The 12713-nt window shown below is 39.8% G+C and carries 11 protein-coding genes; 2 read left to right on the top strand and 9 right to left on the bottom strand.

The genetic code is table 11. The features are described 5' to 3' along the window. The first annotated feature begins 170 nt into the window (after nucleotides 1-170). Complete coding sequence (locus AAG747_RS16940) at nucleotides 171-581, top strand: DUF1573 domain-containing protein (RefSeq protein WP_346822392.1); 411 nt, start codon at nucleotides 171-173, stop codon at nucleotides 579-581. 274 nt (nucleotides 582-855) lie between these two features. Here the strand turns inward: AAG747_RS16940 and AAG747_RS16935 are convergent, their stop codons facing one another. From AAG747_RS16935 to AAG747_RS16925, 3 genes are all read right to left on the bottom strand, one after another. Continuing rightward, on the bottom strand, nucleotides 856-1455 hold the full coding sequence (locus AAG747_RS16935; protein WP_346822391.1) for an HAD-IB family hydrolase: 600 nt from the start codon (nucleotides 1453-1455) through the stop codon (nucleotides 856-858). Between the two features lie 98 nt (nucleotides 1456-1553). After that, nucleotides 1554-2291 (bottom strand): SDR family oxidoreductase, encoded by a 738-nt coding sequence (locus AAG747_RS16930; protein ID WP_346822390.1) that lies wholly within the window; start codon nucleotides 2289-2291, stop codon nucleotides 1554-1556. A 5-nt stretch (nucleotides 2292-2296) separates the two neighbouring features. Then, nucleotides 2297-3631 (bottom strand): FAD-binding oxidoreductase, encoded by a 1335-nt coding sequence (locus AAG747_RS16925; protein WP_346822389.1) that lies wholly within the window; start codon nucleotides 3629-3631, stop codon nucleotides 2297-2299. A gap of 294 nt (nucleotides 3632-3925) precedes the next feature. On the opposite strand from AAG747_RS16925, the gene AAG747_RS16920 reads away from it, so the two are divergent. After that, complete coding sequence (locus AAG747_RS16920) at nucleotides 3926-5242, top strand: hypothetical protein (protein ID WP_346822388.1); 1317 nt, start codon at nucleotides 3926-3928, stop codon at nucleotides 5240-5242. Here AAG747_RS16920 and AAG747_RS16915 read toward each other — a convergent pair. From AAG747_RS16915 to AAG747_RS16890, 6 genes are read right to left on the bottom strand one after another with little or no spacing between them, the layout of a single operon-like run. Continuing rightward, entirely contained in the window at nucleotides 5231-6301 is a 1071-nt protein-coding gene (locus AAG747_RS16915) for a glycosyltransferase family 4 protein (protein WP_346822387.1), read from the bottom strand. The genes AAG747_RS16920 and AAG747_RS16915 overlap by 12 nt on opposite strands. Nucleotides 6302-6336: 35 nt before the next feature. Next, the gene (locus AAG747_RS16910; protein ID WP_346822386.1) at nucleotides 6337-7569 is read right to left on the bottom strand and encodes a glycosyltransferase; all 1233 of its coding nucleotides are present in this window, start codon (nucleotides 7567-7569) and stop codon (nucleotides 6337-6339) included. A 12-nt stretch (nucleotides 7570-7581) separates the two neighbouring features. After that, nucleotides 7582-8451: a class I SAM-dependent methyltransferase gene (locus AAG747_RS16905; protein ID WP_346822385.1), complete on the bottom strand. Its 870-nt coding sequence runs from the start codon at nucleotides 8449-8451 to the stop codon at nucleotides 7582-7584. Then, nucleotides 8435-10315: an asparagine synthase (glutamine-hydrolyzing) gene (asnB, locus tag AAG747_RS16900; protein WP_346822384.1), complete on the bottom strand. Its 1881-nt coding sequence runs from the start codon at nucleotides 10313-10315 to the stop codon at nucleotides 8435-8437. Before asnB ends, AAG747_RS16905 begins: the two co-directional genes overlap by 17 nt. 2 nt (nucleotides 10316-10317) lie before the next feature. Then, the gene (gene wecB / locus AAG747_RS16895) at nucleotides 10318-11418 is read right to left on the bottom strand and encodes a non-hydrolyzing UDP-N-acetylglucosamine 2-epimerase (protein WP_346822383.1); all 1101 of its coding nucleotides are present in this window, start codon (nucleotides 11416-11418) and stop codon (nucleotides 10318-10320) included. Then, on the bottom strand, nucleotides 11415-12713 hold the full coding sequence (locus tag AAG747_RS16890) for a glycosyltransferase family protein (protein WP_346822382.1): 1299 nt from the start codon (nucleotides 12711-12713) through the stop codon (nucleotides 11415-11417). Before AAG747_RS16890 ends, wecB begins: the two co-directional genes overlap by 4 nt.

Here is a 12713-nt window from a genome sequence, read left to right as displayed (position 1 = left end):
GTCTTTTTTATGTTTGACGGAAAGAGTGGAAAAACGAAGAGGAGTTAAATATACGTTAAAAAATACCCTGTTAAGGAATCACAATGAAATGAAAACTGATAAAATTTTTATCTTTATGGAATAATATCTGTATACGTATACTGAATTTGAAACAACTTAATTGAATCAATATGAGAAAAGTAATTGTTTGTATTTTATTATTGATGGGAAGCTTGGTAGCTGTGGCTCAAGCACAATCAAATGCTAAAATTAAATTTAATGAAAGAGAATTTGATTTTGGTGATATTTACCAAGGAGATGTTGTGACACACGTTTTCAAGTTTGAAAACAACGGAGATGCTCCTTTACTATTAACCAATATTTCTACCACTTGTGGTTGTACTGCACCTGAGTGGCCACGTGAACCCGTATTGCCCGGTGAAACAGGTGAAATCACCGTTAAATTCAACAGCGCCCACAAATCAGGCATTCAAAATAAAATTATCACTGTATATTCTAATGCCAATACTCCTCAAGAAAAATTAAAAATCCGGACCAACGTACTGCCCAAATCAGCCAAGGCAGAAAAACAAGGCCGTTAAGGAGTGGCAGAAGAATTCAAAAAAACAGGAAAGGCTTCTTGGAAACCTTTCCTGTTTTTTTTTGAATCATATAGAAGTGATTTAAACTTTTGAAACTGGACATTCCTGAAAAGTTGCTTTAGGGGTTAATCTCTGTCTACTTCATAGAAAAAACAATTCATAAAAAGTCGAAAAACAAAAGCGTTTTTTAAGATTGAAAACACAATTAAATTCCTGTAAATGAACTAACTACAATTAAAACCTAATAATTAGTTTAAATCACTTTATAATTAACCTATAATCCGTTCAGAGGCTGATAGTGTTTTTCTTCACTAGCCATTTCAATATAATACTTATCGCTATTGGAGTTGCCATAGGCATATTTATAATCGTATTGAGCCAGGTTCAACTCTTCATACAAGCGGGTCACTTTTGCTTTCCCATAGCAGTTTTCTGTTTTTAACTTGCCTGTTACTACTCCCTGAATTGCCTCTAATTCCGTAGCAATCAACTGATATCCGTTTGCGTCACACCAGGCTTTCACCCATACACTGCATGAAGCTGTTAGAATCACAATTTTATGCCCTTCAGCCTTATGCCATTCCAGCCGTTCCGACATGGCCGGAAAACAGAGGCGGGGAATTTCTTTTAAGGCAAAATTTCTACCCAACCGGTTTAATTCATCCAGTTTTTCACCTTTGTAAAACAGGCCAAGAACCAACTCTTTCAACTTTGTATTGTTATATAATTTTAAAAAATACAATAACACCAAAGGAGAGATTAAGGCAAAATTCATATACAAGCGTGCTTTCCCATGAGTGAATTTGATAAACTCCAAAAATGTATCTTTCCGGGTAATGGTTCCGTCCAGGTCAAATACTGCTAGTGGTTGCATAAATATGATTTTCAGTAAGTATCAGTATGTGATTCGTCTTTTTCTGGCTGAGCAGTCCTGTACGAACATATCAAAATGATAAGACAGCTTTACCAAGACTATAAATTTAATTTTTTAAATATCCCCTCCGGTATATTCCGGATAATCAACATGATGTATCGCCAAACAGGTAATACATACATTGTATTCGGCTTCTTTTTCACCGCTTTGAACAGGCTGTTGGCCACTTGTTCCGGCTTTGCAGTCAGCGGTTTGGGAAGAGGCAAGCCTTCTGTCATTTTGGTAGCCACAAAGCCTGGCTTCACCGTAATGACCTGCACGCCTGCTTTGCTCAAGCGATTGCGTAAACCACTCAAATAAGCCGTTAACCCTGCTTTTGCCGAACCATAAATATAATTGCTTTGCCTTCCGCGGTCACCTGCTACCGAAGAAAGGGCCAGGATCGTACCGCTTTTCCTTTGTTCAAAATCATTGGCAATGATATTCAAAATGGAAACCGCCCCGGTATAGTTGGCATCGATGATTTTATGCGCTTCCGCAAAATCATCTTTTTGAGCAATTTCCTGTTCACCCAGAATCCCAAAGGCAAGGATGACTACATCCGGTTTGGACGGAAGAGATTGATAAAATTGTGTATGGGTGATGTAAGCACAAGCATCAAATTCGGCCAAATGAACCTTTACCTGATGTTTGATTTCCAGATCACTTTGCAAGGGAGCCAAACGGGACACTTTCCGGCTGGCTAAGATTAATTGACAACCAGCCTTTGCAAAGCGGTAAGCGCATGCCTGGGCCATATCCGAAGTGGCCCCAAGAATTAATATCGTCGAATTCACAGTGTTTATACAGTTATTTTAAGTCTGTCTGATTGAAGAGAATGAAATTTACACCGGGCCTGCCATTTATCCAGGGTCTCGCGAAACAAATGACTGTTGGCATAAGATTGATGAAAAAATTCCGCTTTCATCCTGGCATCTTTTGCCAGATACAACCGTCCTCCGTAATCCGCTACAATGGCATCCAACTCATCGAGCATTTTCATTACCTCCGGACAAATTTTAAAATCCATCGCCAAATTGTACCCTTCCATAGGAAAAGATAAAACCGCTTCTTTATATGCTTTCCCAAAAAGCTTGAGTACGGTTACAAAGGAGTACTGTTTATACTTCTCCAATCGTTCCAGTACCTTTCTCAAACCTTCCCGGCTTGCTTCCGGTGGCAATACAAATTGATATTGCGTAAAGCCATTTTTTCCATATACCCGGTTCCAATTCAAAATCGAATCCAAAGGATAATAATACGGGTCATAATGTGTAATGCCTGACCATTGTTTTTTGGGGCTTTTAAAATAATATCCTCTGTTCATGATCTTTAAAGTCAGGTCATTGATGAGGAAAGAGGGAAAATAAAAGGGAATATTCAATTTCTTGTTTTTAGGAAGAGCCAAAGGGTTTTTCTTCCACTTCTGAGGTAATTCCTCCAATGAGGCATGTTCTCCCCGCATCATAATGGAACGCCCTAAGTCTTTTCCATGGGCCGAAGTATCCAGCCAACTCACTGTGTAGGTCCAGCTCTCCGATTCGGCAAACAAGTCCATAATTTCTTCCAAATTGCGAGCCTTTACCTGTTCCTGCCGGATATAGGCTGTCTCTATTTTTTTCAAACGGAACGTAGCCTTGAGTACAATCCCGGTTAAACCCATTCCTCCACAGGTTGTCCAGAACAAATCGGCATGTTGGGAGGGTGAGCAAGTCACGATTTGCCCGTCTGCCAATAACACCTCCATCTCAGTAACATGCTGGCCGAAGGTTCCCTCTGAATGGTGGTTTTTCCCATGTACATCCGAAGCAATGGCCCCTCCAATGGTAACGAACTTTGTTCCCGGAGTAACCGGTAAGAAAAAACCATACGGCACTGCTACTTCAATTACATCCGATAACAAAACGCCTGCCTGGCAAGTAATCAAACCTGTTTGCCGGTCAAATGCCAGAATTTTATTCAAATTCAACGTAGAAATCATCTTTCCCCCTAAGGAAGAATCACCATAACAGCGTCCGTTGCCACGTGCAATCACCGAGTCTGATGCTTGCAGGATACGGATCACATCTTCTTCAAAGGATGGATTGAACGTAGGCGTTTGAGTTACGGGGTAATTACCCCAATTGGTGGTTTTCATGAATTAGTCGGTTTGAATTACAAACAGGTATTTTTCCATTCACTTACCGGAAAAACCCGTTTTTGAAACACAACAGGGAAATTGTTGGCTACAAATATAGAAGCCATATCAGAAGATCAGGCCAATCCAGTTTACTCAAATGTATTGTTTAACAATTATTTGTAATAAGTCAATTATACCTTTATTCAAGGTTGATCCGAACCAATGGGCTTATTTTTGATGCTAATCTTTTATTTTTGTTCAAAAATTTCATTCCTGTAGCTACTACAGTGCAAAGTTAGGTTAAATTGCCTTATGGAACTTAAAGATGTATTACTCAGCCCCCTTTACTTGGTCATAGTGTACGTCTTTGCCTTTTACTGGCGGGGTAAGCTCACTGACGAACGCAACCGCAAGTTTTTTATCCCGGCTTTAAGTGCTAAAATTTTCGGAGCTTTTTTCTTTGCTTGCATTTATGAGTTTTATTACGGTGGAGGTGATACATTTACCTTTCACTATGGAAGTAAATTGATTTGGCAGGCTTTTCTGGACACCCCCTCTACAGGAATCAAAATGTTATTTTTGGATGCTAACGAATATACGGACGATACGGTTAAGTACCTGATCCGGCTCCGGTTTTTCAGAGCTTCCGAAGAATGGTCGTTGGTCAAAATAGCGGGGTTTGTAGGCTTATTTACTTTTAATTCGTACCTCTCCATATCCATCATTTTTGCCACATTCAGTTTCTTTGGTACCTGGAAGCTGTACCAGACATTTTTGCGGATCTACCCTTCACTTTCCAGTCCCCTTGCCTTTGTCATTTTATTTGTTCCTTCGGCCATCTTCTGGGCTTCCGGTTTGATGAAAGATACCATTACCCTAGGTTGTATAGGGTTCTTAACTTATGGTTTGTTTAATTTATTCTATTTCAAGAGAAAGTTCTTATTCTCTATTATTGTGGTACTTCTGAGTGCTAAATATCTTATTGCACTTAAAATGTATATTTTACTGTCCTTTGCTCCTGCTTTTCTACTTTGGATATATACCAGTATTCAAAAAAAAATTTCCAATGTAGCCCTACAGGCAATGATGTTACCGGTACTTTTAGGAGGAATAGGAGCCATGGGGTACTTGACCATTTCAAAACTGGCCAGTTCTTCAGCCGAGTATGCCAGTATGGATGCCATTACGTATAAAGTAGCGGCCTTTCACCACGATCATTTGGAAAGAGCGGGAGGCTCTTCCTATTCATTAGGCGACATAGAATATACTCCTATGGGAATGTTAAAAAAGTTTCCCTCCAGTGTCAATGTTACACTCTTCAGGCCTTACCTATGGGAAGCCCGGAACGTGGTAGTTTTGTTTGGAGCCGTAGAAAGTCTTTTGTATTTACTGGGTACTTTATGGGTGTTTTTTAAAGTTGGCCCTCTCTTCTTTTTCAAAAAATCATTTTCACATCCCGATGTACTACTTTGCTTAGTATTTACTTTACTCTTAGGTTTTATCGTAGGACTGACCAGTTATAACTTCGGAGCCTTGGGAAGATTTAAAGTCCCTCTGATGCCTTACTACGGCATTACTCTTGTCCTCATTTACCATTTAAAACAAAAGCTTAAACACTCAACTGAATAAGCTTAAAAAATTCTTTGTATTGGCTTTTACCGAATAGTAATCTTCAATTTTCTTACGGGCTTCTTCCCCCATATTTGTTCTTGCTTCCGCATCTTTGAGTAGTTGTTCCAAACCCTCATACCAATCTTGTTGTTTCCGGCAGACGAATCCGTTTCGCTGATGGTCAACAATATCTTCATTGACGCCTACCGGAGATACCAAGGCAGGAATCCCCAAAGCCATATATTGCAATGCTTTGAATCCGCATTTCCCTTTGGCCCAGGCATCGTCTACCAAAGGCATGACCCCAACATTGAATTGTAAAAGATCTTCGATTTCAGTCTCTTTTTTCCATTTGACAAAGCGATATGATTTTAACTCATATTCGGGGTCTTCATTGGCAATTACATGAAACTCAAAGTTGTACTTCTGTTCCAAATCCTTTAATGCCGGTACGATGTCCTTCAAATATTTGGTAGTGGTCAAAGTACCTGTCCATCCGATGACTAGCGGGTTTGAACTTTGATCTTTTACCTGGTTGTGATAATGTTCGGTATCGATTGTAGTAGGATTGATGACAATTGCTGCCTCCGGATTATATTTCCGGGCAAAATCGGCCAGGTACCGGTTCCCCGCACTGATTTTATAACTCCACTTCATGATGCTTTTTACCTTTCCGTACATTTTCAGCCAATGAAAAGACTCATTATGTTTTGAAAAGTTGGGCAACCAAATGGCATCGTCAAAATCATAAATCATTTTCTTGCGAAATACTTTGGCGATTAACCACTCAAACAAGGGGGGACCTATATGGCTGGCTTCTCTGTGGATAAAGACATAGTCATAAGAAGACAGCTTGCTTAATAAAAAAAAACGTTTCAAAAAAGCCCGCAAAATCCCCAAAGCCTTTTTTACAAACTGCCCCGGCTGATGTAAAATCGCCCAGGTAGTTTCATCGATAAAAGGGACATAGTCGTATTTCCAGCCTTTTTCTCTCACAGCCTCCAGGTATTGTTCAAAGCGAAATCGTTGTGAAGGAGCTACGGTTTTAGGGTAAGGCGCCAGAATGAGAATCTTCATAAGATGATTATAAATTCTTTAGGAGTTTGGCAAATTTAAACAGAGTTCAATACTTTTTGATACACCTCTAGGTAGGAGGATATTCCTTTCGACAAAGCGAAATAGTCATCAGCTCCCGCCTGTAGTTGTGTGTTATCAAATCCGTTTAGTTGATTCAATTGGAGAATGATTCGTTCAAATTCACGCTCGGAAAACTCAGTGGTTACCCAACCCGATTGGTATTTGTTGACAATAAAATCCGTATCCCCCACCCCTGCATTGCAGATGACGGGCACTCCCATACTCATCAATTCACCTTGCTTGGTAGGAGACGATGCTTTTTTTGAATAAGCCGGTTTGATAAAAAAGACCGATAAATTCGAAAGGGAAAGTGCTGCGGGTACCTCTTCCCTGTTCACTCTGGTGATCCGTAAATATTTTTCGTCGATGCCCTGTTGTTTCGCCTGGGCTTTTATCATTTCGGGATCATCGGCTGTGATAAATAAAAATATGGCCTCAGGTTTTTCTTTCAGCAATTTTTTAAAAAAGGAAAGCATTTCCGGCAGCATGTACCAAGTGCCAATAGAACCCAGATAACTTAAGATAAAATTTTCGGGGCGGAGTTGCAGCTTGGTTCTCCACTGTGCTACTTCGGCCTCTTCCACCTTATTTTTATCAAACAATTTCCTATCCACACAGCAAGGAATCACCTTAATCCGGAGGTTACTTTGGCGGAATTGTGGCCAGCTTGCTATTTCGTCTTTGCCTTGGTGGGTTAAAGAGACCGTATAATCCGCTTCTTGTAAAAACTGAATTTCTTTCTTTTTGAAAAAATTATATACCGTTTTAAACACCGGTTTTCGAATATCCCAGATATTGCCATCCAACCGCTCATCCGCCCAAAACCCCCGCATGTCAAAGACAAACTTCACCCCATATTTCCTTTTCATTCCCAAACCCACCAAAGCCGTAATATAACTTCGACAGTGCACTATTTGAAATTGATGCTTTCGATGAAGTTTTTTAGCCGTTTTCTTTAACTGGAAAATATCCCACAAGGTAGAAAGTACCGGAGGACGTTTGGTATACGTCAAAGGCACCCATTGAATATTGGCTTTATTGAGCAGCTCCTTGATAAAGGAAGAGCGGCTTTGATTTTCCTCTTTTTCAAAACTGATCAAGGTGATTTGATAGCCCTTTTGTGCAATGCCTTTTAAATAAGGAATTACTTGGGATTGCCCCAAAGGGTCGGTCATTCCATCATAAGAGAGGTAGAGAACTTGCGTCATTCAATACAGTTATTATTTTACAAAAAATGCCTTGAGTGAATCTCCACATCCAAACAAGGTCAAGGTTTGGTTAGCCATTACTTTTGCCAATTGTAACGATTTATTGGTTTCGATTTTATTTCTCAACTGTTCATCGGTAGAAGTTTGGGAGACAAATTTTTCCGCTGAGATTTTCTTACTGGTTTTAAAACGGGTCAGACTGATGCCTGTCGAATGAACTGAGAGTTTTTTAAATCCGGAATTCTTAAATAGCCGAGCAATCGTTTTTGGAGTATAATAACATAAGTGCTCCGGGTAGCAAATGACATTATATTTATCTTTCAAATAATAGCGTAGCAAGGAATTAAAATTCGGAGTCGTCAAATACACGAGTCCCCCTTCTCGCAACAAACACCGAAACTTGGCTACTTCTTCTTTTGGATTATTGATATGCTCAATCACTTCAAAAGAGGTAAGCACATCGAAACTTTCCGGTTCGTAATGTGAAACCTCCAAAGGGCCTTCTTGCATCGCTATCCCTTTTTGTTCGCATATACAAACCGCCTTTTCTGTAAATTCAGTACCATAAACTTCCCATCCTCGCTTTTTAGCCACTTCCAAAAAATAACCGACTCCACACCCTACATCCAAAATCCGGTTGGTCTTTCTGTATTTTTCCATGGTATCCAACAGCTCATTGTATCTCTTAATCGTGACCGGAGACAAATAATCGTCCCGTCCATAGCCCTGATAATATACGGCCAGCTCTTCCTGGGTAGGAATCTTTTTGGCAAAGACAAAACCACATTTCTTACATTTGGATAGATGATGACTGGAAAAATCTGCCAAATCAGTAATTTTATTCGATTGACAAATCAAGCAGGTTTTATGATATTGTTCCAAGGGATTCCGAGTTTGAGTTGAGTAAGTATTTGTGTAGCAGGATTAAAACCCAAAGGCGATTATATAAATAATATTTTCCATTCAAAAAATCCTTCTTCAATTTTTCTACAATCACATACTGCACTACTCCCTGTTGCTCCACTATCTCCTCCGATAGGTATTGGTCTATTAAAAACTTCAAGTCTGTTTTTAGCCATTTTACCAAGGGGATTGAAAAGCCCCATTTAGGCCGGTCAAAAATTTCAGCCGGAACATATTGATACAGCACTTGTTTTAACAGGTATTTAGAAACGCCACCTTTCACTTTCAGGGATTGATCCAGATTGAGAGCAAATTCTACTACCCGGTAATCTAACAACGGCACTCTTACTTCCAAAGAGTGAAACATAGAAGCCACATCAACCTTGACCAACAAATCGTCTTTGAGGTAATGTTTGACATCGTATAAGGCTTGCTGTTCTTCCGGAGACAATGCCCTGGAAAGCTGATCGAATTTCTCTTCTGGATAAAACTGCGTTTGAAAACCGGGAGTCAACAATTGCTGGATTTCCTCTTGGCTGAATAAATATTGCTCCTGTGAAAAAATATGACTTTTGACAATGGAGGGCTCGGAATAATCAAACACTTGTGCGGCCCGTTGTAGCCGACTCTTTCCACTCAACTCTAACAAGCCGGCAATCAACTTTCTGGAAGAATGTACCAAAGGGTTCGCCAACCTTTTCGCCCAATTGTACATTCCATAACCCATAAACGATTCGTCCCCCCCATCTCCCGACAGGCAAACGGTAACGTGTTTGCGGGCCATTTCGGAAACTAATAAAGTTGGGATAGCAGAGGAATCTCCATACGGCTGATCATAAATATCCAGGATCTGGTATACACGTTCCAAAGCATCCTGTTCGGATAAGATAAAAGCATGGTGTTCCGTACCCAAGTGTTTGGCTACCTTTTCGGCATAGACACTTTCGTTGAATTTGGCTTCTTTAAAACCGATGGAAAAGGTTTTTACGGGACGGGGCGAATTTGCTTGCGCCAAGGCTGTTACCGTGCTGGAATCTATCCCCCCACTGAGAAATGTGCCCAAAGGTACGTCACTGATCATCCGTTGCCTAACCGCATCCGACAGCAAATCATGCAATTGCGATTGAGCCAACGTTTCATCTTGTAAGACGGTGGTTTCAACTTTTTGCTCCACTTGCCAGTAAGGTAAAACAGATAATTTTCCTCCTTTAAAAAGGCCAAAATGCCCTGCCGGAAACTTTTCAACCTCCTTAAAAACAGTTTGTTCGGCGGGAATGTACCCCAAATATAAAAAATTGCTAATTGCCCCTTTGTCAATCGTTAATTTGCTTTTTCCAACTACGGACGAAATTGCTTTTAACTCCGAGGCAAACACTAACTCACTGCCCTCTTGGTATATATAAATAGGCTTGATGCCCAGGCGGTCTCTAAAGAGATATAAGGCTTCCTCTTGCAAATCAAAAATGGCAATGGCAAACATCCCGTTAAAACGCTCTACACATTTCGTTCCCCACAAGGCAAAAGCCTCCAGGATTACCTCTGTATCCGAAGTAGTTTTGAAATGCAAGGTTTTCTCCTTTAAGATCTCATTTTTGATCTCTTCATAATTGTATACTTCCCCATTGTACACCATCACATAACGCCCACATTGAGAAGTAAAAGGTTGATTAGCAGCCTCCGAAAGGTCCAAAATACTCAACCTTCGGTGCCCCAAACCCAAACCACGCTTTTCATCAAAATAGAGTCCCTCCGCATCCGCCCCCCGGTGCCGAATAGCCGAAGTCATCTTTTGCAAATCCGCTTGAGAATACTCAGGAGAAATAAAGCCGGTGATTCCGCACATGGTTATGACAAATAATTAATTAAAACTTCAACCAACCTTTCAGAAGCTCTTCCATCCCAAAGTTCGGGAACTTTACTTTCCTTATATTTCCCATCAATCACAGTATTGGCCAGTTCAATGATTTCTTCCGGGTTTAAATCCATCAATGTATTACTACCTTCCGAAATAGTCACAGGACGTTCTGTATTCGGTCTTACGGTCACACAAGGTACTTTCAAGTAAGTTGTTTCTTCCTGAATTCCTCCTGAATCGGTAATCACCAAAGTACTTTCCTTTATTAATTTCATAAAATCCAAATATCCTAAGGAAGGAAATAGCAGGATATTAGGGTTCCTTTCGACTTTGGTAAAAAGATTAAAAGTTTCCAATTTTTTTCTCGTTCGTGGGTGAACAGGAAATACAATAGTAAACTGTTTGGATACTCCTTCCAAAATAGTGACAATCCGCTCAAGGTTTTCCAATATATCAACATTGCCAGGTCGGTGGAAAGTTACTGTAGCAATGGGTTTATTATCCCTGGAAGGCAATTGATTGAGAATAGTTGATTGATCGAATTTTTGCTGGAAATTGACTAAAGTATCGATCATCGTATTGCCCACAAAATGCATTTTTTCTTTGAGCTTCCCTTCCTTCACAAGATGTTCTATACCACTATTTTCCGTAATAAAAAACAAGTCGGACAAGTCATCAATCAATATCCTGTTGATTTCTTCTGGCATGGAGCGGTCAAAACTCCTCAAGCCACTTTCAATATGTGCCAATGGAATGCCCAAACGGTTCGCAACAATGGCACAAGCCAACGAGGAATTCACATCTCCCGGTACCATCACAAGATCCGGTTGCTCTTCTAGCAATACTTTTTCAAATTTTACCATAATATCCGCTAACAAACTCATTTGTGAAGTTCCTGTAGCCTCCAAGTATATTTCAGGAGCGGGAATTTCCAATTGCTCAAAGAATATATCACTCATATTTTGGTCAAAATGCTGACCTGTATGAAGAATTTTGTGTTGGATAAATGGATATTTTGCAAAATATTTATGAAGTTGGGTCACCTTGATAAAATTAGGTCTTGTGCCCACACAAGTAATTATCTTTTTCATAGAGTGTCTAATAACGCGGCTAATTTAGCTACTTGGTTTTTTCTGGAAAACTGTTGAATATTTTTTGAGTTTACATCATTTTTGGTAAACTCCCCCCGCTCAAATAATTTATACATTTTTTCCAGATAGTTAATAATTTCGTCTTTTGTATAAGCTACTTCACCACAACCCGATTGATCTATTATCCTATCAATTTCTCCTTCGTCACCAGGAGCCACTAATATTGGCGCACTGCTGCCAATGTATTCATAAATTTTGCTAGCCACAATGCCTTTGAAACCTTTCCATGCCACATGTAACAATACATGAGAGCGCAATTCCGTTTCAATCACTTCATCTCTTGGGATTCGCTCCGTACATTCAAAATATTTTTCAAAGCCTTTTAAAAGCCCTTTGACTCGATCCGATTGAACCTTGTCAAAAGCAAGACCAGGAAATTTCAAAAAAATCTTTACATTGGGATGTTGACGGATAAACTCTTTATAAGCATCACAAAAAATTCCTATGTTTTGTCCTTCATATAAAGTCCCAACATAGGTAATAGTAAAGCGATCGTATGGTTTTAATTCTTTCTTGTCTATGGAGAAATCTGTTGCCTCAAAGCCATTATAGAGTATTTCAAAAGGTCTGGAGGTAATGGCATGGATTCCTTCCGCCAAAGGAGAAGAAACACTCGTAATATAAGAGGCTGAGCCCACCCATTTTTTTTCAAAAGGCCGGTCATGTTTTTCCACCCAACCATACCACTTTCCTTTACTCATCTGATTGATTTCGCTGGTAGTCCAAGCATCTCTGTAGTCGGCAATCCACTTAACCCCAAATTCCTTTTGCAATAAATAGCCAAACTTAAATTGAATAAAAGGATTCCCACTAATAGCAACTTTCCGGATCGAAGGATCCTTTTTTAAAATTTCACGAGCCTTTTGGTAGATGTTATTAAATGGGATGAATGTATTTGCGTAGTTTTGAAAAAAGATCTCAACAGAAGACAGTATCCTTCTAAAAGAGCTGTATTTTTGTTCTCCATATTTAGTGTAAATCCGATCTCGGAGGTTGCCAAGATAAGGTACATAATGCACTTCATAGGCCTGATGTTGTTGGTATTCCTCTTCTGGCAGAGTAGGTATACATGTATCTTTCAACGACTTAACCGGGTGATCCCATCTCCGGGTCAACACAATAGGGTTATAGCCAAACTCCTTTAAATAATTAGCCCAGGAAAACGTTCGCTGGGCAGCAGTAAGGTTACATGGAGGAAAAAAGTAGGAGATAATCAGGAGTTTTTGCATGCTCAT

Source organism: Rapidithrix thailandica (assembly GCF_039710355.1).
Taxonomy (GTDB): domain Bacteria; phylum Bacteroidota; class Bacteroidia; order Cytophagales; family Flammeovirgaceae; genus Rapidithrix; species Rapidithrix thailandica.
Note: the sequence above shows the minus strand (reverse complement) of the source record. Positions and strands in the feature narration are given on the sequence as shown.

What these genes read in the sequence shown, in the direction of transcription:
- AAG747_RS16910 (WP_346822386.1), bottom strand. Translation starts at nt 7,569, where the DNA reads ATGACGCAAGTTCTCTACCTCTCTTATGATGGAATGACCGACCCTTTG.
- asnB (WP_346822384.1), bottom strand. Translation starts at nt 10,315, where the DNA reads ATGTGCGGAATCACCGGCTTTATTTCTCCTGAGTATTCTCAAGCGGAT.
- AAG747_RS16925 (WP_346822389.1), bottom strand. Translation starts at nt 3,631, where the DNA reads ATGAAAACCACCAATTGGGGTAATTACCCCGTAACTCAAACGCCTACG.
- AAG747_RS16935 (WP_346822391.1), bottom strand. Translation starts at nt 1,455, where the DNA reads ATGCAACCACTAGCAGTATTTGACCTGGACGGAACCATTACCCGGAAA.
- AAG747_RS16890 (WP_346822382.1), bottom strand. Translation starts at nt 12,713, where the DNA reads ATGAGCATGCAAAAACTCCTGATTATCTCCTACTTTTTTCCTCCATGT.
- AAG747_RS16940 (WP_346822392.1), top strand. Translation starts at nt 171, where the DNA reads ATGAGAAAAGTAATTGTTTGTATTTTATTATTGATGGGAAGCTTGGTA.
- AAG747_RS16920 (WP_346822388.1), top strand. Translation starts at nt 3,926, where the DNA reads ATGGAACTTAAAGATGTATTACTCAGCCCCCTTTACTTGGTCATAGTG.
- wecB (WP_346822383.1), bottom strand. Translation starts at nt 11,418, where the DNA reads ATGAAAAAGATAATTACTTGTGTGGGCACAAGACCTAATTTTATCAAG.
- AAG747_RS16915 (WP_346822387.1), bottom strand. Translation starts at nt 6,301, where the DNA reads ATGAAGATTCTCATTCTGGCGCCTTACCCTAAAACCGTAGCTCCTTCA.